Genomic DNA, 20,803 nt, shown 5'->3' with positions numbered 1-20,803 from the left:
ACGTGCTGCCCTGTCCGAGGACGGGCGAGTACCCGGCAATCAGTCAGGTAAAACTGAACAGTCCAAGCTGGACAGTTTCGGCTGCGGGTCCTAGGGTGGGTCGCATGGCTGACATCTCCGACTCCGCCGCCCGCGCCGCGCGCGACCTGCGCGTGGTCTTCAGCCGGCTGCGGCGCCGTATCCGCGAGGTCGCGCAGGACACCGACCTCAGCCCCTCACAGGAGTCGGCGCTCACGCTCGTCGGCAAGCACGGCGCCGCCACGGCCAGCGCGCTCGCCGCCGCCGAGGGGATGCGCCCGCAGTCGATGGCGACCACGCTGGCCGCACTGGACCAGCACGGTCTGATCCGGCGCGCCCCCGACCCCGAGGACGGCCGGCGCCAGCTGGTCACCCTGACCGACGCCGGGCGGGCCCGAATCGAGGGCAACCGCCAGGTCCGTGAGGAGTGGCTGGCCCGCGCCTTCCAGGACCGCTACTCGGAGGAGGAACGGCAGACCGTCCTTGCGGCACTGGAGCTGATGGAACGGCTGTCGCGGCCGTGACACCGAGGCTCACCGGACGCACCGAGAGGGCCACCCGGCCCGCTCCCGCCGGATTCGACCGCCGGCTGATCCCGCCGATGCTGTTCGGCTCGGTCCTCAACCCGGTCAACTCCTCGATGATCGCCGTGGCCCTGGTGCCGATCGGCGTCGCCTTCGGGGCCCCGCCCGCGGAGACCGTCTGGCTGGTCTCGGCGCTCTATCTGGCCACGGCCGTCGGACAGCCCGTCATCGGCCGCCTGGTCGACATGTACGGCCCGCGCCGGCTCTACCTCGCCGGTACGGCCCTGGTCGGCGTCGCCGGTCTGCTCGGCGCGCTCGCGCCCTCGCTGGGCGCGCTGATCGCGGCGCGGGTCCTGCTCGGCTTCGGGACCTCGGCGGCGTACCCGGCGGCCATGCGGCTGACCCGCGGCGAGGCCGAACGCACCGGGCAGGACAGCCCCGCGGGGGTGCTGGCCGCGCTGGCCGTCGCCAACCAGACCGTGGCCGTCGTCGGGCCCGCGCTCGGCGGCCTGCTGATCGGCCTCGGCGGCTGGCGCGCCGTGTTCACCGTCAATGTGCCGCTCTCGGCGGTCTGCCTGGTGCTCGGCACGCTGCGACTTCCCCGGTCCGAGACCCGGCGGCGCGCCGTCGACCTGCCCGGCATGGCGCTGTTCGCACTGCTGCTGGTCGCGCTGATGCTGTTCCTGATGGAGCCGCGCGCAGGCCGCTGGTACCTGCCGGTGCTGTCGGCCGTCGCCGCCGCCGGTTTCGCGGTGCGCGAGCTGCGGGTGCCGGACCCGTTCATCGACCTGCGCGTCCTCGGCGGCAACGGCCCGCTGCTCGCCACCTATCTGCGCCAACTGCTCGCCTACACCACCTCCTACGCCTTCATGTACGGCTACACGCAGTGGCTCGAGCAGGGGCGCGGGCTCGGCGCCTCCACCGCCGGACTCCTCCTGCTGCCGCTGTCGGTGTCCGCGCTGATCGTGTCCACGCTCACCGGACGCCGGGAGGCGGTGCGCGCCAAGCTGCTCCTCGGCTCCGCACTCCAGGTCGCGGGCTGCGCCCTGCTGCTCCTCGTGCGCGCCGACAGCGCGCTGTGGCTGCTGCTCACGGTCGGCGCGCTGCTCGGCGTCCCACAGGGCCTCATCGGCCTGGCCACGCAGAACGCCCTGTACCGGCAGGCCGATCCGGAGCGGATCGCCTCCGCGGCCGGGCTGCTGCGGACCTTCATGTACCTCGGCGCGCTGGGTGCGTCCGCCGCCACCGCGGCGTTCTACCCGCACCGCGCCGACACGGCCGGGCTGCACGGCCTGGCCCTGTTCATGCTCGCCGGCTCCGCACTGCTGCTGGCGACGACCCTGCCGGACCGCTCCCTCGGCCGGCCGGGCACCTCCACCCCCCGAACCATCGGAAAGGCCTGACCGACTCATGTCGCTCACCACGCTCGACCCCCGTACCGCCCTCGTCGCGATCGACCTGCAGAACGGCATCGTGGGCATGCCGGTCCAGCCGCACGCGGCCTCCGACGTCGTCTCCCGCACGGCCGAACTCGCCGGCGCCTTCCGCGCGCAGGGGCTGCCCGTGGTCCTGGTCCGGGTCTCCTTCGCGCCCGACTGGGCCGACGCCGTGCCCGGCCGCACCGAGCAGCAGGCACGCGGCCTCGCCTTCCCCGAGGGCTGGGACGTCCTCGTCGACGAGCTGTCCGGCCACCCCGGCGACATCCGCGTCACCAAGCACAACTGGAGCGCCTTCCACGGCACCGACCTGGATGTCCAGCTGCGCCGCCGCGGCATCACCCAGATCGTGCTGACCGGCATCGCCACCAGCATCGGCGTGGAGTCCACCGCCCGCGACGCCTATGCCCACGGCTACCACGTCACCCTCGCCACCGACGCGATGGCCGACTCCGTCGCCGAGGCGCACGCGAACAGCGTCGAGCGGATCTTCCCGCGGCTCGGCGAGAGCGGCACGACCGCCGAGATCCTGGAACTGCTCGCCAAGACCCACGCCTGACCGCCCGACCCGGCCCCTCGCGGCGGGAGCGGGGGTACCCCCACTCCCCCGCGAAGGGCCGGGTTAGCATTCGGCCACGCCCACCCGTGCCACAAGGCAACGGCGGGCGAACAAAGGGGGATTGGAACCGGATGCCGGTCAAGGTCAGCGTCATCGTCCCCGTGTACGACCCGGGGCCGCACATCGAGGACTGCATCGCCTCGCTGCTGCGCCAGTCGCTGCCCCCCGACGACCACGAAGTGATCTTCGTGGACGACGGCTCCACCGACGCCACCCCGGCCCGCCTGGACGCGCTCGCCGCCGAACACCCGCACCTGCGCGTCATCCACCAGGAGAACTCCGGCGGGTCCGGCAAGCCCCGCAACGTCGGCATCGAGGCCTCCCGCGGCGAGTTCGTGCTGTTCGTCGACCACGACGACCGGCTGGGCGACGAGGCCCTGGAGCGGATGTACGACTACGGGGTCGCGAACAAGGCCGATGTGGTCGTCGGCAGGACGGCCGGCAAGGGCCGGCCGGTGCCGGTGGAGCTGTTCCGTCGCAACCACCCGCACGCCTCGGTCGAGAACGCGCCCCTGATCGACAGCCTCACCCCGCACAAGATGCTCCGGCGCTCCTTCCTGGACCGCACCGGACTGCGCTTCCCGGAGGGCCGGCGGCACCTGGAGGACCACGTCTTCGTCACCGAGGCCTATCTGCGCGCCGACAACGTCTCGGTGCTCAGCGACTACGTCTGCTCCTACCACCTCGAACGCGACGACACCTGCGACGCGGGCTTCCCACACGTCGACCCGGCCGGCTACTTCGCGAACCTCCGTGAGGCCCTCGACGTGGTCGAGCGGTACACCGAGCCGGGCCCGCTGCGCGACAGGCTGCTGCGCCGCTGGCTGCGGGTGGAGATGGTCGAACGGATGAGCGGGCACCGGCTGCTGGCGATGCCCGACGACTACCGGCACCAACTGCTCAAGGAGATGCACGCGGTCGTCGTCGAGCGCTTCGGCCCCGGAGTCGCCGGCGGGCTGCGCCCCGCCGAGCGGATCGTCGCCGCGCTGATCCGCGAGGAGCGCTACGACGACCTGGTCGCCCACGCCGAGTGGGAGAGCGGGGTACGGCCCCGCGCCGTCCCGGCCGGTGTCAGCTGGCGGGACGGCACCCTGCGCATCGGCCTCACCGCCGAGTACGGCACGCCACACGGCCCGCTGACCGTCCCCGCGGACATGCCCCGGCCGGCCGCGGACGGCGCGCCCCGCGATCTCGCCGAGGCCGCGTCCTGGCCGGCCGCGATCGCCGGGGACGATTTCGAGGCCGCCACCGTCGACCTGATCGTGCGCGACCGGGAGAGCGCTGCCTCCTTCGTCCAGCCGGTGGAGGTCACCCGCGAACGGGTTCCGGCCGAGGCCGGCGGCACCCGGCTGGTGCTGCACGCCACGGCCACGGTCGACCCCGCAACGGCGGCCGGCGGCGACCCGTTGCACGCCGGGCGGTGGGACCTGTACGTGCGGGTCGGCCTGGGCGGCTGGACCAAGGAGTGCCGACTGGGCCCCGCCCCGGCGGAGGGGCCCGCGCTGCCGCCGGCCGGGATCCTCGCGGACCGGGTCGTCCTGCCGTACTGGACCCAGCAGCACCGCAACCTGTCCGTGGACGTGGACCGCGCCGCCAAGTCCCTCGGACTGCACCGGCTCACCCCGGCGGACGCGGCGGTCTCGGGCGCCGAGACGCTGACCGTCGCACTGCCGCTGTACGTCCCCGACCGCACGCAGGCCACGCTCCGCCTGGCCGCCGCCTCCGGCCGGACGGTGGACCGGCCGGCGGTGCTCACGCCCGCCGACGGCGTCCACGCGCTGCTGGCGGCCGATCTGCCGCTGCGCGAACTGCGCAACGCCCTGTGGCGCACGGAACTCCGTCTTTCCGGCGGGCGGACCCTGAAGCTGCCCCTGCTGCTGCGGGTGGGCCGCACGCACGGTGCCGTCGAGGTGGTCCGGCCGTCCCCGCCCGGTATGCTGCGCCGGCTGCTGCGCAGGGCACGGCGCCTGCTCGGTGGCACACGGGGAACGCGGACGACCACGACGACACGGAAGGCATGACGGCGTGCGGCAACTGGGGATAGGTGACGCCTGGGTGCTGGAGCCCCGGGTGTTCCCGGACGACCGGGGCAGCTTCCACGAGTGGTACCGGGGCGCGGAGTTCCGCGAGGCCACCGGTTACGACCTCGAACTGGCCCAGGCCAACTGCTCGGTGTCCCGGCGGGGCGTGCTGCGCGGCATCCACTTCGCCGACGTGCCGCCCGGCCAGGCCAAGTACGTGACATGTGTGCGCGGAGCCGTCCTCGACGTGGTCGTGGACATCCGCGTCGGCTCCCCCACCTACGCGCAGTGGGAGGCCGTACGGCTGGACGAGGACACCCGGCGCGCGGTGTTCCTCGCCGAGGGCCTCGGGCACGCCTTCATGGCGCTCACCGACGACGCCACGGTGGTGTACCTGTGCTCGGCCGGGTACGCCCCGGAGCGCGAGCACGGGCTGCATCCGCTCGACCCGGCGCTGGGCATCGCCTGGCCGGAGGGCATCGGGCCGGTGCTGTCGCCCAAGGACGCCGAGGCGCCCTCGCTGGCCGAGGCGGAGCGGTCCGGGCTGCTGCCCACGTACGCGGACTGCTCCGCCCACTACCAGCGGCTGCGCTCCGGGGAGTTCAGCGGCTGACGCGGCTCGCGCGTACGCGGCCGGTGCGGCGCGGCGGCTCCCCGTCCGAGGCCGCCCCGGCTCGCTCAGTCCTCGCCCCGCACGATGTTCTCCTCCGGCCCGGTGCCCTGCCGCTGCACGGAGCCACGGTCCACGACGGCCGGGAGACAGGTCCGCACGCCCCGGTTCCGCCGCCGGCGAGCCTTCGCCCAGCCGGTCTCGGCATAGGGCACGGACGGTTTCTCGGTGGCATGCGCGGTCACGTCGTTCATCTTCCTTCTGCGTCGTGCGCCGGCCGGGACCGGTCGGTCGGGCCCGCCGCGCGGGCCCGTGTGCGATCTGTGCCCGACCGGGTCCCCGTGCCGCCACGCCCGTAAACGCCGCGCCGGCTCAGGTCCGGCCGCCGCCCCCGCCGCCGAAGGATCCGCTGGAGCCGGGCGACCAGCGCGGGCGGCGCTGGTCGGCGGCTCGCCGGCTGCGGATGTTGCCCAGTTGGTAGGGGGTGAGCCGCTCGCTGTCGTCCGCGGCCCGGGGCACCTCGTCGGGTTCGCGCATCTCGCGGATCTCGTGGACGGGCCCGGACGCCGGCATCCGGGGCTGCTCATCGGGTCGCGGCGGGGCAGGTTCGCGGCTGCGCACCCGGAAACCGAGCCGGAAGGCCCAGATCAGTCCGGCGGCGCAGGCGACCCCGGCGAGCAGGATGAGGACGTACCCGAACACCTGGGCGCCCATGGAGGCTGTGTGCACGGCGGAGTTCATGGCCCCCGGGTACCCGGCCGAGCGGCGGATACGACCCCGGCCGTGAAGGCGTGGCGCACGGGAGGCCGCAGGTCACGGGGAGTAGCGTCACCCGGGATGACAGAACTACCGGAAATGTCGGACACTCACGAGGTCGTGGCGCGGTACACGACGCCCGCCCCGCGTCCCGGCCGGGCCCTGCTGCGCTGGGTCTCCACCGCCGACCACAAGGTGATCGGCCGGCTCTACATGGTCACGGCGTTCTGTTTCTTCCTGTTCGCGGGGCTGCTCGCCCTCGGGATGCGCGCGGAACTCGCCCGGCCGGGTCTGCAGTTCCTGAGCGAGCACGGCTACAACCAGTTCTTCACGGTCCACGGCACGATCATGATGCTGCTGTTCGCGACCCCGATGTTCGCCGGGTTCGCCAACGCCATCATGCCGCTGCAGATCGGCGCGCCGGACCTGGCCTTCCCGCGGCTGAACGCGCTGTCGTACTGGATGTTCGTGTTCGGCGGACTGATGGTGGTCTCCGGCTTTCTGGTGCCCGGCGGGGCCGCGGCGTTCGGCTGGTTCGCCTACGCGCCGCTGAACAGCGCCTACTTCTCCCCCGGCGCGGGCGGCGACCTGTGGGCGATGGGGCTGGTGGTCTCGGGTGTGTCGACGACGCTCACCGCGGTGAACTTCATCGCCACGATCCTGTGCCTGCGGGCGCCGGGCCTGACGATGTTCCGGATGCCGATCTTCACCTGGAACGTGCTGTTCACCTCGATCCTGATCCTGCCGGCGTTCCCGGTGCTCACGGCGGCGCTGCTGGCGCTGGAGGCGGGCCGCAAGTTCGGGGCGCAGGTCTTCGACGCGGCCGACGGGGGCGCGCTGCTGTGGCAGCACCTGTTCTGGTTCTTCGGGCATCCGGAGGTCTACATCGTGGCGCTGCCGTTCTTCGGGATCGTCTCGGAGATCATCCCGGTGTTCTCCCGCAAGCCGCTGTTCGGGTATCTGCCGATGATCGGGGCCACGATCGCGATCACCATGCTGTCGGCGGTGGTGTGGGCGCACCACATGTTCGCCACCGGCGCGGTGCTGCTGCCGTTCTTCTCCATCATGTCGTTCCTGATCGCGGTGCCCACGGGCATCAAGTTCTTCGCGTGGATCGGCACGATGTGGCACGGCTCGGTGTCGTTCGAGACGCCGATGCTGTGGTCGATGGGCTTTCTGGTGTCGTTCCTGCTGGGCGGGCTGAGCGGGGTGCTGATCGCCTCGCCGCCGCTGGACTTCCATCTGACCGACACCTACTTCATCGTGGCGCACCTGCACTATGTGCTGTTCGGCACGGTGGTGTTCGCGATGTTCGCCGGCTTCTACTTCTGGTGGCCGAAGTTCACCGGCAAGATGCTCGACGAGCGGCTCGGCAAGCTGCACTTCTGGCTGCTGTTCCCGGCGTTCCAGCTGACCTTCCTGGTGCAGCACTGGCTCGGCGAGGCCGGCATGCCCCGCCGGTACGCGGACTATCTGCCCGAGGACGGCTTCACACTGCTCAACAGCCTGTCGTCGGCGGGCGCGTTCCTGCTGGGCGTCTCCACCCTCCCGTTCCTCTACAACGTGTGGCGCACCACGACCAGGGGCGAGAAGGTCACCGTGGACGACCCGTGGGGATGGGGGCGCGGCCTGGAGTGGGCGACGTCCTGCCCGCCGCCCCGGCACAACTTCGTGGCGCTGCCCCGGATCCGCTCCGAGTCCCCGGCCTTCGACCTGCACCACCCGGAGATCGAGAGCCCGGCCGGAGAGGAGCTGGCGCGATGAAGGCGGAGGCGATGCTGTTCGGCGGGGTCGCGGCGTTCTTCGGCGGGTCCGCGGCGCTGTACGGGGTGTGGTCGCAGGACGAGACGGGCACGGTCGCGCTGGTCGTCGCGTGTGCGATGGCCGGACTGGTCGCGTTCTTCTGCCTGATCCAGTACCGGCGCCGGGGCACGCGGGCGCAGGACCGGACCGAGGCGGAAGTGGCGGACGCGGCCGGGCCGGTGGCCTTCTTCCCCGACGAGTCCCTGTGGCCGATCGTCACCGCGCTGGGTTTCGCGCTGACGGCGACCGGCGTGGTCTTCGGCCTGTGGCTGTTCCTCATCGGGCTGGGCGTTCTGGCGCGCGGGGTGTTCGGGATGGTGTTCCAGTACGCGCACCGGTGAGCGCTCTGCGCGGGGCGCCGGGCCGGAACGTCTCCCCGGGCTCGTGATCGGTCTCGTAGCCGCCGGTGACGCTCTGCCGGATCTCGCCCGTGGGCACGCCCTCGGCCAGCCGCTCCTCCTCGGCCGCCGTGAGGGCGCGGCACAGCCACCGGGTGACCAGGAAGGCGAGGACCGGCGCCACGACGAAGGCGACCCGCAGCACCCAGGTGATGGCGTTGACCGAGACGTGGAAGGTCTGGGCGATGACGTCGTTGCCGCCCGCCAGCAGCAGCACGCCGTAGAAGACCGTGCCCGCCACGCCGAGGCCGGAGCGCACCGGCCGCTCGCGGGGCCGGTCGCAAAGGTGCCGCTCGGCCCACCACTCCCCCGTCAGCCGCTGCTCGACGAACGGGTAGGCGTACAGCACGGCGAACAGCAGGCCGGGCAGGACGACCGCGGGAAGCAGCACGTTCCACATGAGGGTGTGTCCCGCGATGTTCGTCTCCCACGGTGGGACCAGCCGCAGCGCGCCCTCCAGGAAGCCGACGTACCAGTCGGGCTGGGAGGCGGTGGAGACCTGGTCGGGGCGGTAGGGGCCGTAGTTCCACACCGGGTTGACCTGGGCGATGCCCGCCAGCAGCACCAGCACGCCGGCGACGATGACGGCCAGGCCGCCGGACGAGCCGGTGAACTGCGGGAAGAACGGCTTGCCGACCGCGTTGCGCTGGGTGTGGCCCGGTCCGCGCCACTGCGTGTGCTTGAGGTGGACGACGAGCATCAGGTGCGCGGCCACCAGGGCGAGGAGCAGGCCCGGCAGCAGCAGGATGTGCAGCGGGTACAGGCGGGTGATGATGTCGTGACCCGGGTACTGGCCGCCGAAGGCGAAGAACGCCACGTACGTCCCGACGACCGGGATCGACAGCATGATGCCCTGCGCGATGCGCAGTCCGGTGCCGGAGAGCAGGTCGTCGGGGAGCGAGTAGCCGGCGAAGCCCTCGGCGAGCGAGACCGCGAACAGGGTCACCCCGATCGCCCAGTTCAGCTCGCGCGGCCTGCGGAAGGCGCCGGTGAAGAAGATCCGCAGCAGGTGCGCGCCGATCGCGGCGACGAAGACCAGCGCGGCCCAGTGGTGGGCCTGCCGCATCAGCAGTCCGCCGCGCACGTCGAAGCTGATGTACAGGGTGGAGTCGAAGGCGGCCGACATGCGCACTCCCTGCAGTGGCGCATAGGGGCCCGTGTAGACGACCTCGCGCATCTCCGGCTGGAAGAACAGGGTGAGCCAGACCCCGGTCAGGATCAGCACCAGCAGGCTGTACAGGGCGAGTTCGCCGAGCAGGAAGGACCAGTGGTCGGGGAACGCCTTGCGCAGCAGCGGGCCGCCCTCCAGGACGGGCAGCCGGGAGTCGGCCGCGTCGACGAGCCGCTCGGCGCGGCGGCCGGCACGGCTCATGCGTCTTCGGACTCCGCCGCCGCGCGGGCCACCTCGGCCTCCACCTCGGGGCGCGGCCGGCCCGTCTCCCTCGCGAACTCGCTCAGCGCGGTCTGGACGTCCCGGTCCAGGTCCCGCCAGGCGCGCAGGGCGGTCTCGTACGTGCCCGACTGGGCGCCGGTCATCCGCCGCTCGGCCGGCGGGCCGTAGGCGTCCCGCAGTTCCTCGACCGTGGCGTGGGCCGCGTCGGCCGCGCGCTGTTTCTGCACGAGTTCGTCGAAGGTGTGTGCCACACCAATCGACCCTAGGCACCCCTCCCGGCATGCGCCTCCCCAAGCCTCACCGACCTGCACGAAACGCACCCGTGTGGCGGTCAGGGGACGGGTACGGTCCGGCGGGGCGGGGGGTCGGGTGTGCGAGGCACTGGCGAGGGGGCGGGAGCCGGGGGCGGGCACTGGCGGGGGGCGGGCACTGGCGGGGGGGTGAGCCGGGGGTGCGTCAGCTGCTGCAGGCGGCGCCGGCTGTGGTTGTCGGGCGCCGCCGGCGGGGGAGGTCCCCGGAGGGGGCAGGGCGGGCCCTGGCCCCTCAGGCACCGCAGGCGGGGACCAGCGTGGGCGTCAGGCACCGCCGCAGGTCGGCCCTGGCCGTCAGACGCGCCGCAACCGGAGGCCGACCGTAAGCGTCAGGCACCGCAGGCGCGGCCATTCCTGGCCATCAGGCGCCGCAGCCGGGGCCCTCCGCGGACGTCAGGCACCGCACCCGGGAGTCGGCCCTGTCTGTCAACCACCGCAGCCGGGGACCAGCCGTGTACGTCAGGCACCGCAGGCGGGGGCAGGTCCTGGCCGTTGTGCACCGCAGCCCGGGGCTCGTCGTGGTCATCAGCCACCGCAAGCAGGGGTCCCGGCCGTCAGCCGCCGCAGGCGCGGCCGGTCCTGGCCATCAGGCACCGCAGCCGGGGACCAGCCCTGTACGTCAGGCACCGCAGGCGGGGGCAGGTCCTGGCCGTTGTGCACCGCAGCCCGGGGCTCGTCGTGGTCATCAGCCACCGCAAGCAGGGGTCCCGGCCGTCAGCCGCCGCAGGCGCGGCCGGTCCTGGCCATCAGGCGCGGCAGCCGGGGGGCAACCGTGGCCGTCAAGGCACCACAGCCGGAGGCCGGCCGTGGCCGTCAACGCGCCGCAATCGGGCCGGAGGCCGGTCGCGGGCGTCAAGGGCCGGGGACCAGGTCCGCCCATACCTGTTTGCCGCCGCTGACCGGGACCGTGCCCCAGGCCGCCGACACCGCCTCCACGAGGAGGATGCCGCGGCCGCCGGTGGCCTCCCAGCCGATGCTGGTGGGCTTGACGGGGCTGCGGGGGGAGGCGTCGGCGACGGCGAGCCGCAGGCGGTGGTTGACCAGGCTGAGGTCGAGGCGGACCTGGCCGTCGGTGTGCACGAGGGCGTTGGTGACGAGTTCGGAGACCACCAGCAGGGCCGCGTCCAGGGTCTCCTGCGAGACGCCCCACACACGCAGGGTGCGCCGGGTGAAGCGACGGGCGTGCCCGACCGCCTGCGGTACCCGCCACACCGTCCAGCTCTCCCGCAGCGGGCGAACGGTCATGCCGTCGTAGCGCATCAGCAGCAGGGCGACGTCGTCGCCCCGGTGGGCGCCGGTGAGCAGGGCGTCCGCCACCAGGCCGAGGTGGGTGGGATCCGCCGTGGCCAGCTGGGCGGCGAGCCGGTCCATACCGGCGTCGATGTCGGCGCCCGGCGCCTCCACCAGGCCGTCGGTGGTCAGCGCGATCACCGTGCCGGGCAGCAGCCGCAGCGGGGTCATCGGGAACTCGGCCTGACCGAGCACGCCGAGCGGGGGCCCGCCCTCGGCCCGGAGGATCTCGGCGGTGCCGTCCGGGTGGCGCAGCACGGGCTGGAGGTGACCGGCGCGCACGCACCAGGCGGTGCCCTCCTCCATGTCGACGTCGACGTAGGCGCAGGTGGCGAAGAGGTCGGTCTCCATGTCCAGGAGCAGTCGGTTGGCGTGCGCGACGACCACGTCCGGCGCGTGCCCCTCGGCGGCGTAGGCACGCAGCGCCGTGCGCATCTGGCCCATCAGCGTGGCGGCGCCCGCGTTGTGGCCCTGGACGTCACCGATGACGAGGGCCACGTGGTTGTCCGCCAGCGGGATCACGTCGTACCAGTCGCCGCCGACCTCCAGTCCGGCGGTGGTGGGCAGGTACCGGGCGACGGCGACCGCGCCGGGCAGCCGGGGCAGCCGGCGCGGCAGCAGGGTGCGCTGGAGCATGCCGACGAGTTCGTGCTCGGCGTCGAAGGCGTGGGCGCGCAGCAGGGCCTGCCCGGCGAGGCCCGCGCAGGCGGTGAGCAGGGCCCGTTCGTCGGGGCTGAAGTGGTGCGGGCGGTCCCAGCCGATCAGGCAGGCGCCGGCCATGCGGCCACCGGCGGGCAGCGGCAGCACCGCGAGGCCCCCGGGGCCGACCTCGGCGAGGGCGGGTTCCAGCGGACTGCCCGCGGGCCAGATCCGGGAGCGGCCCTCGCGCAGCGCGGCGGCCAGGGTGGGCATGGCGCGCACCGGCGCGTCGGGCCACTCGGTGCGCCATTCGCTGCGCCACACCTCGGGCCAGGCATCGGGTTCGGGCGGGTCGAGGACGGTGACGACGAGCCGCTCGTTCTCCAGTTCGGCGAGCGCGATCCGGGCGGCCTGCAGCGGCCCGCGCAGGGCGGCGACCACGGCCTCACCGACGTCCTTGACCGTGGTGGCGGTGGCCAGGGAGGCGGCCAGGCGCTGCACCCGGGCCACGTCGGTGACGCCGGAGCGCAGGGTGGAGGCGTCGGCCACGGTGCCGACGAGCCGGGCGGAGCGACCCTCGTCGCCGGGCAGCAGCCGGCCACGCAGCCGCAGCCACTTGGGCGGACCGGAGGGCTGCAGGATGCGGAACTCCAGCTCGCGGTCGCCGATGGACATGTGGTCGGCCTCGACCACGGACATCAGCGCGGGCAGGTCCTCGGGCACGGTGAGCGCCAGCAGGGTCTCGACGCGGCCGTCGAAGGTGTCCCGGGCGAGTCCGAACAGCCGCAGGATCTCGTCGCCGACCTCGACCCGGCCGCTGTCCATGGCCAGGCTGAAGGCGTCCGGCGGCAGCTCCCCGCCGTCGCCGGCGGGCGCGGTCGGACAGGGTACGGCGATGGCGCGGGCGACCAGCTCCAGGCAGGCGCGGTCGTCGTTGCCGAAGCCGCCGGGGTGCTCGCTGACGGCCAGCAGACAGCCGCCGCCCGCTGGGCCGAGCGGCAGGACGGCCATGGAGAAGTCCAGGGACGGGGTGCGCCGCGCCTCGGAGCAGCCGGCGAGCTGCTCGGGCCCGAGCCAGAGCGGGTGCCCGGTGCGGTGGGCCTCGGCGACCGGGGAACCACCGGCGGCCGGATAGCCGTCGCGGAGCCCGTACAGGGTGCGTGGCAGGCCCGCCGACTCGACGAGGCGCAGCTGGGCCGGGTCGTCGCCGGGCCTGTAGACCCCGGCGAAGGCGGCCCCGGCGAACACCAGCGCCTGTTCGAGGACCCGGCGGAGCCGGTCGGGCGTGGCGGACCCCGCGGTGAGCGTGTCCAGGGCGGCTTCGGCACGCTCCGTTCTCGTTCTGCTGATCGCAGCGCCCTCGCTCCTCACCACGTTCGCCATTACAGCGCGTGTGAGGCTCCGGCGCAGCCCCTGCGGAGGCTCCGGACGCGATGGCGGGGCCTCGTTCGCTCGAAAGTGGGCCGAACACATCTTGACGCGTGCGTTCCGCACGGTGACCTCGTGACATGTGTGACTGTCCGCGACCGTCCGACTCCTGCGAGTGTCGTCTCGCGGCCACACGACGAGGGACGGGAGGCGCATGGACAAGCGGTACGAGGTGTACGCGCTCGCCGACGGACACTTCTACGACACGCCCGACCGGCTCGCGGGAGCGGCCGGTGAGCCGGCGCCGCTGTTCACGACGGCGCGTCGCGCCGTCCCGGACGGCTGGCACGCGGCGCGCTCCGGCGACTGGCTGACGCTGACCCCGGTCGGCGCGGACGGCGCGCCGCTGCCGTCACCGGCGCAGGGCTGGAAGATCCATTCCTCGGCGACGGCCGCGAACGCGGAGCGGATCGCGGAGACCGTGTGGGACTACTGCGTACCGCGCCGCATCCCGTTCAAGTTCGTGCCGGGCCCGCACCTGCTGCACCTGCGCAACGCCAAGTACGCGGGCCGCGACACCAGCGGCAAGTTCGTCACGGTGTATCCGGCGGACGAGGAGCAGCTGCACCGGACCCTGCGGGAACTGGGTGCTTTGCTGGAGGGTTCCGAGGGGCCGTACATCCTCACCGACCTGCGCTGGTACGACGGTCCGCTCTACGTCCGCTACGGCGCCTTCGCCCGCCGGTACGTCGTCGACGAGCGCGGCTCGCTGGTCCCGGCGGTGACCGACGGCGCCGGCCGTCTCGTGCCGGACCGGCGGGCGCCGTCCTTCCAGGTGCCCGAGTGGGTGACCCTGCCGGAGTTCCTGCGGCCGCATCTCGACGCCCGCAACACCACGACGGTCGGTGAGCTGCCGTACCGCATCGAGAAGGCGCTGCACTTCTCCAACGGAGGCGGGGTGTACGCCGGCACCGACACGCGGGACGGGCGCCGGGTGGTGCTGAAGGAGGCCCGGCCGCACGCGGGTCTCGCCGCCGACGGCGCGGACGCGGTGGCCCGGCTGGAGCGGGAGAGGGCGGCGCTGGAACGGGTCGCCGGGACCGGTGTGGTGCCCGAGGTGCGGGACTGGTTCATGCTGGGCGAGCACCGGTTCCTGGTCATGGACCACCTGGCGGGCCGCCCGCTCAACTCCTTCTTCGCCGAGCGGCATCCGCTGCTCACTCCCGACCCCGACCCGGCCGCGGTCGCCGCGTACACGGCGTGGGCGCTGCGGATCAACGCGGCGGTGGAGCGGGCGGTCGCGGCGGTGCACGCGCGCGGGCTGGTCTTCAACGACCTGCATGTCTTCAACATCATGGTGTCCGAGGACGAACGGTCGGTGTACCTCATCGACTTCGAGGCCGCCGCCCCCGCCGAGGAGAACGCCCGGCAGACCGTCGCCCACCCCGGCTTCTTCGCCCCGCCGGACCGCCGCGGCAGCGATGTCGACCGTTATGCGCTGGCCTGTCTGCGGCTCGCCCTGTTCCTTCCGGTGACCACGCTGTTCGTGGTGGACCGCGGCAAGGCCGCGCATCTCGCGGAGGTGATCGCCGAGCAGTTCCCGGACGTGCCGCGCGCCTTCCTGGACGAGGCGGTCGCGGAGATCACCCGGGATCCGGCGGGCGGCCGGCGCCCCCGGCCCGCCCCGCCGGTGGTGCCCGGCGACTGGCCCTACAGCCGGGACTCGATGGTGAAGGCGATCCTCGCCTCCGCCACCCCGGAACGCGACGACCGGCTCTTCCCCGGTGACATCGCCCAGTTCGCGGACGGCGGCGGCCTCGGCCTCGCGCACGGCGCGGCCGGTGTGCTGTACGCGCTGCAGGCGTCCGGCGCCGGCCGGTACGACGAGGGCGAGCGCTGGCTGCTGGACCACACGGTCCCGCCACCGCCCGGCACGCCGCTCGGCCTGTACGACGGCCTCGCGGGCGTGGCCCTCGTCCTCGATCAACTCGGCCACCGGCAGCGGGCGCTGGACCTGCTGGACGGCATCCTGCGGGAGAACTGGCGCAGCCTCGCCTCCGACCTGCACGGCGGACTCTCCGGGCTCGGCCTGGTCCTCGGACGCCTCGCGGACACGACGGGCGAGCCGGCCCTGCGACAGCACGCCGCAGAGGCCGCCGACATCCTCGTACGACGACTCGCCGAACCCGTCCCGGACGGTCCGCCCCGGCGCGCCGGGCTGCTGCGCGGCGCGAGCGGGCCGGCGCTGTTCCTCCTCAGGCGGTACGAGGAGACCGGCGAGGAGGGCTGCCTGAGCGCGGCGGGCGAGGCGCTCCGCCGCGACCTGGACTGCTGTGTGACCCAGGAGGCGGGCGGCGGCCTGGAGGTGGACGAGGGCTGGCGGACGCTGCCCTACCTCGGCGACGGCAGCGCGGGGATCGGTCTGGTCCTGGACGACTTCCTGGCCCACGCGGACAGCGCGGAGTTCGAGCGCGCCCGGTCCGCCATCCTCACCGCCGCCACCTCCCGCTTCTACGCGCAGCCCGGCCTCTTCCAGGGCCGCGCCGGAATGATCCTGCACCTCGCTCGCAGCACCGCACCGGGTGCCGGGCGCGACCGGCTGGAGCAGCAGATCGCGGGGCTCGGCTGGTTCGCGATGGACTACCAGGGCCAACTGGCCTTCCCCGGGCACCAGATGATGCGGCTCTCCATGGACCTCGCCACCGGTACGGCAGGCTGCCTGCTCGCGCTCGCCGCGGCCCGCGACGGCGCCCGCACCGCGCACCTGCCCTTCCTTCCGCCGCCACCGGCGGCCCGCACACGCGGCTCCGCACCGACGGAGTCGTGACACAACCCCGTCCCCAATCAGGGAAAGGACACCGTCATGGCACTGCTGGACCTGCAGACCCTCGAGTCCGAGGAGCACACCCACACCGGCGCAAGCACCGCGAGCCTGCTCTCCTGTGTATCCGCGGCGAGCGTTCTCCTCTGCCTCTGACCGGGCCGGTGAGTCCACGGCTCCGGACGGCTCTCTCCCCCGTGGGAGGGGCCGTCCGGAGCCTCTCCGGCCGGAAGGGGCGCCGGAGCCCCCCGCGAGAGCAAGCGGTAGCCGTCAGTCGGTGCCGCGCCGGGTGGTGACGGGCCTCGGTCCGGCGGGCTGTCCAGCCTCCACCGGCGAACCATCGTCGAAAGCCCCGCCCGGCAGCCGCCGTGAGCAGAGGCCGCCCGAGGCCTCCGTCCCGGCGGCGGCCGTCCGTCCTGGAGCCCTCCCGTTCCCGTCCGAAGTCCCAGCGAGGCCTCAGCCCATGAACTCCGGCCCCGGCAGCGCCACTTCAGCAGCCGGCCGCGCGCTGTCACGCGCGGTGGTGCGGCAGGGCGGCGCCCGCTGTGCCGCGCTGTGCGCCGTCAGCACGGCCGCCACCGCGGCGGGCCTGCTGCTGCCCGCCCTGCTCGGCCACACCCTGGACCTGCTGCTGGCTCACGCCCCGGCCGCGCGCTGGCTCGGCTGCTGTGCCGGTGTCGTCCTGCTGCTCGCCCTGCTGGACGGCTGCGCGGGGGTGCTCACCGGCACCGCCGACGCGCACGCCACGGCGTGGCTGCGCGGGCAGCTCACCTGGCACGTCCTGGCGCTCGGCCCGCGCGCGACGGCCCGGTTCGGTGCCGGGGACCTGGTGGCACGGCTGGTCGGCAACGCGGCGCAGGCCGGGACCGCGCCGGGCGCGCTGGCCGCGCTGCTCGCCGCGGTCGCCGGGCCCGTCGGGGGCGTGGTGGCACTCGGCCTCATCGACCCGTGGCTGGCCGGCGTGTTCCTCGCCGGGGCACCGGTCCTGGCCCTGCTGCTGCGTGCCTTCGCCCGGGACACATCGGCATGCGTGGCCGACTACCAGCGGGTGCAGGGCCGGATCGCCGGCGCGCTGGCGGAGGCGGTCGGCGGCTTCCGTACGATCCGGGCCGCGGGTGCCGAGGAGCGCGAGACGGCGCGGATCCTGGCGCCCCTGCCCGAACTGTCCCGCGCCGGACAGCGCATGTGGCGGGTGCAGGGGCGGGCGGCCGCCCGCGCGGTCACCGTGGCACCGCTGCTGAACCTGGGCGTGCTGGCGGTGGCCGGACTGCTGCTGGCCCGGCACCGCCTGTCCGTGGGCGAGATGCTGGCGGCCTCCCGGTACGCGGGCCTCGCCACGGGCGTCGGCGCCCTGGTCGGTCAGCTGGCCGCGCTCGCGCGGGCCCGCGCGGCGACCGGCCGGCTCGCCGAGGTGCGCGCCGAGCCCGCGCCCGGACACGGCACCCGCCGCCTCCCGCCCGGCAACGGACGGCTGGAACTGCGGGCGGTGACCGCGCGCCGGGGCGGACGGACCGTCCTGGACGGCGTCGACCTGACCGTCCCGGGCGGCACCACCCTGGCGGTCGTCGGCCGCTCCGGCGCCGGCAAGTCCCTGCTCGCCGAGGTGGCCGGCCGGCTCGCCGATCCCGACACGGGCGAGGTCCTCCTCGACGGCGTCCCGCTCTCCGACCTCGCCCACGGCGAGCTGCGCCGCGCCGTCGCCTACGCCTTCGAGCGCCCCGCCCTGCTGGGCACGACCGTCGAGGACACGATCGCCTTCGGGCTCACGGCCGCCACCGGGGCCGCCGTCCGCTCCGCCGCCCGGCGCGCCCACGCCGACGACTTCGTACGGCGCCTCCCCGACGGCTACGCCACCCGCCTCGCCGACGCGCCCCGCTCGGGCGGCGAGTCCCAACGCCTGGGCCTCGCCCGGGCGTTCGCCCACGGCGGCCGCCTGCTCATCCTCGACGACGCGCTGTCCAGTCTCGACACGGTCACCGAACACCACATCACCCGGACCCTCCTGGCCCCCGACCCGGACCGCACCCGCCTGCTGATCGCCCACCGCGCCGCGACGGCGGCCCGCGCGGACCGGGTCGCCTGGCTGGACGCCGGCCGGGTCAGGGCCGTCGGGACGCACCGGGAGCTGTGGCAGGAGGCGGAGTACCGGGCGGTGTTCGGGGACGGCGAGGAGGAGATCCGGGACGAGCCCGGGGTGGAGGTGCGGGGCCGCTGGCCGGACCGGCGGGAGCGAGGGGGGTGACAGGCGTGCGTGAGGAGGACCGCCCCGCTGGGGTGGACGGAATCCGGATGCGCGGGCCGGTCCGCGGGCACCGCGCGCGTGTGCGCAGCCAGGCGTGCCGGTTCCTGCGGGCACGATGGCCGGTGCTGGCCCGGCTCGGCGCGTGGTCCGTGCTGGAGGCCGGGCAGACCTTCGTCGTCGGATACGCCCTCGCACGGGCGCTGGACGCCGGGTTCCTGGCCGGGAACGCGCGGGCCGGCCTGCTGTGGCTGGGCGCCGCGGGGCTCGCCGTGGGTGCCGGGGCGTACGGGACCGGACGGGTGTACGGCGTGGTCGCGGCGCTGGTCGAGCCGGCCCGGGACCGGCTGGTCACGGCGGTGGTGGCGCGCGGGGTGCGGGAGGCGGACCCGGGTGCGCTGTCCGGGCTCACCCAGCAGGTGGAGATAGCCCGGGACACGCTCGCCGGTGTGGTGATGGTGTCGCGTTCGTTCCTGTTCACGGCCGCCGGCGCCCTGATCGGCCTGTTCTCGCTGGCCCCGCTGCTGCTGGCGGTCGTCCTGCCGCCGCTGCTCGCCGGGGTGGCCCTGTTCGCCGCGACGCTCGGCCCGCTGGCCCGCCGTCAGGAGGCCTTCCTCGCCGCCGACGAGGCGCTGGCGCAGTCGCTGGGCGAGGTCTGCCCGGGACTGCGGGACGTCACGGCGGCCGGCGCGGAGGAGCGGGTCGCCGGCGCCGTCGGCGAGCGCACGGCGGCGGAACTGCGGGCCGCCCGGACCCTGGCCCACTGGGGCGTGGCGCGCGTGGCCGCCCTGGCGGTGGGCGGCGAACTCCCCGCGGTACTCCTGCTGTTCACGGCCCCCTGGCTGCTGGAGCACGGGGTCACCCCGGGCGCCCTGGTGGGCGCGCTCGCCTACGTCACCCAGTCCCTGCTCCCCGCCCTCGACAACCTGGTCCACGGCCTGGGCACGAGCGGTTCACGGCTCACCGTGGTCCTTCGCCGGCTGACCGCCCGGGACCCTGAGGGGCGCGAGGCCGTGTCCCTCAGCGGCTCCGCCGCGGGGCGCGACCAGCCGCACACGACCCGCGCCCGCCCGGCAACGGCACTCCCCCGTTCCTCGTGCGCACTCTCCGTCACGTCCGTCACCTTCGCCTACGGCCCCGCGAGCGAACCCGTCCTCGACGACCTCGACCTCACCCTCCCCACCGGCGCCCACCTGGCCGTCGTAGGCCCCAGCGGCGTCGGCAAATCAACGCTCACCGCACTGATCGCCGGCCTGCTCACCCCTACGCACGGCACCATCCGCGCGCACGAGGCGACCGTCCTCATCCCGCAGGAGGCCTACGTCCACACCGGCACCCTGTCCGAGAACCTGTCCCTCCACCGCTCCGACCCGGTGCCCGAGCAGGAACTCCTCGCCGCCGCCGACGCCGTCGGGCTCACCCCCCTGCTGAGGAGACTGGGCGGACCCGGCGCCCCCGTCGAGCCGGCGGAGCTCTCCGCCGGTGAGCGGCAGCTCGTCGCGCTGACCCGCGCCTACCTCTCCCCCGCCCCGCTGGCCCTGCTGGACGAGGCGACCTGCCATCTGGACCCGGCGGCCGAGGCGCGCGCCGAGCGGGCCTTCGCGGCGCGCCCGGGCGGCACACTGGTCGTCGTCGCCCACCGGATGAGCTCCGCGCGCCGCGCCGACCGGATCCTCGTCATGGACGGCGCGCGCACCGCCTGCGGCACCCACGCGGAGCTGCTGCGCAGCTCGGCGCTGTACCGGGACCTGGCCGGCCGCTGGACGGAGCCGGCGCCGCTCCCCCGCCGGTCACCGCTCACACCCAGCCCTCCCCGCGCGATATCCGAATCGCGTCGATCCGGTTCCGGGCCCCGGTCTTGCGGGTGATCGACGCCATGTAGTTGCGGACCGTGCCGTGGGACAGATGCAGGCTGCCGGCGATCTCGGCGATGGACGCGCCTCCGGCCGCGAGGGACAGCACGCTCAGTTCGCGTCTGGTCAGCGGCATCTGGGCGGCCTTGAGGAAACCGAAGCCCAGCGAGTCGTCGATGAAACGTTCCCTCTGGGCGACGGACCGGATGGCACGCACCAGCCGGTCCGGTGAGCCCCCCTTGTCCACGAAGCCGAGCGCGCCCGCCTCGGCGGCCCGCTTCAGCAGGCCCGGCCGGTTCGCCTGGGCCAGCACCACGAGCGCCGGCGGCCTGCCGCCGGTGCCGGGCGGGCACAGCTCGCCGAGCGGCGGCACCCCATGGCCGTCGGCGCAGTCGAGGTCCGCCGCGCACACGTCCGGCCCTAAGGACCGCATGCGCGCGGCGGCTCCCCGCCACGGCGTGTCGTCCACGTCCAGCCCGGGTTCGCGCCGCAGCCATTCGGCCAGGACCGATCGCACCAGACACGCGTCCTGCACCAGAAGCACCCGGATCACTGCCCCGCCCCCTCGGATGGTCGTCGTACGCCCGCGTTTTCCGTTCCTCGTCGCCGCCCGTGCCGTCGTGGTCCGCTCCTCGTACCCCTCGCGGCCCGCCACGGTCCGTGCCATGGCCCCGGCACGGCAAAGCGCGTGCCCATTCTTGGGC

17 protein-coding genes are annotated in these 20,803 nt (G+C 74.3%); 11 read left to right on the top strand and 6 right to left on the bottom strand.

The window, feature by feature from the left end; genetic code table 11:
- Positions 1–104 precede the first annotated feature (104 nt).
- From ACWDEN_RS08130 to rfbC, 5 genes are all read left to right on the top strand, one after another.
- Positions 105–542 carry a MarR family winged helix-turn-helix transcriptional regulator gene (locus ACWDEN_RS08130; protein WP_450857978.1) on the top strand — a complete coding sequence of 146 codons (438 nt, stop codon included), beginning with the start codon at positions 105–107 and terminating at the stop codon, positions 540–542.
- Entirely contained in the window at positions 539–1,945 is a 1,407-nt protein-coding gene (locus ACWDEN_RS08125) for an MFS transporter (protein WP_351620976.1), read from the top strand. Before ACWDEN_RS08130 ends, ACWDEN_RS08125 begins: the two co-directional genes overlap by 4 nt.
- A 7-nt stretch (positions 1,946–1,952) precedes the next feature.
- The gene (locus tag ACWDEN_RS08120) at positions 1,953–2,537 is read left to right on the top strand and encodes a hydrolase (protein ID WP_450857976.1); all 585 of its coding nucleotides are present in this window, start codon (positions 1,953–1,955) and stop codon (positions 2,535–2,537) included.
- Between the two features lie 131 nt (positions 2,538–2,668).
- Positions 2,669–4,618 (top strand): glycosyltransferase, encoded by a 1,950-nt coding sequence (locus ACWDEN_RS08115; RefSeq protein WP_450857974.1) that lies wholly within the window; start codon positions 2,669–2,671, stop codon positions 4,616–4,618.
- A gap of 4 nt (positions 4,619–4,622) precedes the next feature.
- Positions 4,623–5,231, top strand: a complete 609-nt coding sequence (rfbC, locus tag ACWDEN_RS08110; RefSeq protein WP_450857972.1) for a dTDP-4-dehydrorhamnose 3,5-epimerase — start codon at positions 4,623–4,625, stop codon at positions 5,229–5,231.
- A 65-nt stretch (positions 5,232–5,296) separates the two neighbouring features.
- Here rfbC and ACWDEN_RS08105 read toward each other — a convergent pair whose 3' ends face one another.
- Together ACWDEN_RS08105 and ACWDEN_RS08100 are read right to left on the bottom strand one after the other, a co-directional pair.
- On the bottom strand, positions 5,297–5,482 hold the full coding sequence (locus tag ACWDEN_RS08105; protein ID WP_450857970.1) for a hypothetical protein: 186 nt from the start codon (positions 5,480–5,482) through the stop codon (positions 5,297–5,299).
- Between the two features lie 118 nt (positions 5,483–5,600).
- On the bottom strand, positions 5,601–5,969 hold the full coding sequence (locus tag ACWDEN_RS08100) for a DUF6479 family protein (protein ID WP_450857968.1): 369 nt from the start codon (positions 5,967–5,969) through the stop codon (positions 5,601–5,603).
- A gap of 114 nt (positions 5,970–6,083) precedes the next feature.
- Between ACWDEN_RS08100 and ctaD the strand changes: the two genes are divergently transcribed.
- Positions 6,084–7,748 carry an aa3-type cytochrome oxidase subunit I gene (gene ctaD / locus ACWDEN_RS08095; protein ID WP_450857966.1) on the top strand — a complete coding sequence of 555 codons (1,665 nt, stop codon included), beginning with the start codon at positions 6,084–6,086 and terminating at the stop codon, positions 7,746–7,748.
- A complete protein-coding gene (ctaF, locus tag ACWDEN_RS08090; protein WP_351620955.1) occupies positions 7,745–8,128 on the top strand; it encodes an aa3-type cytochrome oxidase subunit IV in 384 nt (127 codons plus the stop codon). Before ctaD ends, ctaF begins: the two co-directional genes overlap by 4 nt.
- Here ctaF and qcrB read toward each other — a convergent pair.
- The 3 genes from qcrB to ACWDEN_RS08075 form a co-directional block, all read right to left on the bottom strand.
- Positions 8,064–9,557, bottom strand: coding sequence for a cytochrome bc1 complex cytochrome b subunit (gene qcrB, locus ACWDEN_RS08085; RefSeq protein WP_450857963.1), 1,494 nt, complete (start codon positions 9,555–9,557; stop codon positions 8,064–8,066). The genes ctaF and qcrB overlap by 65 nt on opposite strands.
- Positions 9,554–9,829, bottom strand: a complete 276-nt coding sequence (locus tag ACWDEN_RS08080) for a hypothetical protein (RefSeq protein ID WP_351620949.1) — start codon at positions 9,827–9,829, stop codon at positions 9,554–9,556. Before ACWDEN_RS08080 ends, qcrB begins: the two co-directional genes overlap by 4 nt.
- Before the next feature lie 912 nt (positions 9,830–10,741).
- Entirely contained in the window at positions 10,742–13,201 is a 2,460-nt protein-coding gene (locus ACWDEN_RS08075) for a SpoIIE family protein phosphatase (protein ID WP_450857961.1), read from the bottom strand.
- A gap of 199 nt (positions 13,202–13,400) precedes the next feature.
- On the opposite strand from ACWDEN_RS08075, the gene lanKC reads away from it, so the two are divergent.
- The 4 genes from lanKC to ACWDEN_RS08055 all read left to right on the top strand — a co-directional run bounded on the left by lanKC (position 13,401) and on the right by ACWDEN_RS08055 (position 20,114).
- Positions 13,401–16,013 (top strand): class III lanthionine synthetase LanKC, encoded by a 2,613-nt coding sequence (lanKC, locus tag ACWDEN_RS08070; protein ID WP_450857959.1) that lies wholly within the window; start codon positions 13,401–13,403, stop codon positions 16,011–16,013.
- Positions 16,014–16,049: 36 nt separating this feature from the next.
- A complete protein-coding gene (locus tag ACWDEN_RS08065) occupies positions 16,050–16,163 on the top strand; it encodes a SapB/AmfS family lanthipeptide (protein WP_055704589.1) in 114 nt (37 codons plus the stop codon).
- A gap of 307 nt (positions 16,164–16,470) precedes the next feature.
- Positions 16,471–18,249, top strand: a complete 1,779-nt coding sequence (locus ACWDEN_RS08060; protein ID WP_450857957.1) for an ATP-binding cassette domain-containing protein — start codon at positions 16,471–16,473, stop codon at positions 18,247–18,249.
- A gap of 5 nt (positions 18,250–18,254) precedes the next feature.
- The gene (locus ACWDEN_RS08055; protein ID WP_450857955.1) at positions 18,255–20,114 is read left to right on the top strand and encodes an ATP-binding cassette domain-containing protein; all 1,860 of its coding nucleotides are present in this window, start codon (positions 18,255–18,257) and stop codon (positions 20,112–20,114) included.
- Here the strand turns inward: ACWDEN_RS08055 and ACWDEN_RS08050 are convergent.
- A complete protein-coding gene (locus ACWDEN_RS08050) occupies positions 20,044–20,652 on the bottom strand; it encodes a response regulator transcription factor (RefSeq protein WP_351622557.1) in 609 nt (202 codons plus the stop codon). The genes ACWDEN_RS08055 and ACWDEN_RS08050 overlap by 71 nt on opposite strands.
- Positions 20,653–20,803 lie beyond the last annotated feature (151 nt).

This window comes from Streptomyces sp. NPDC001153 (assembly GCF_053598315.1).
Note: the sequence above shows the minus strand (reverse complement) of the source record. Positions and strands in the feature narration are given on the sequence as shown.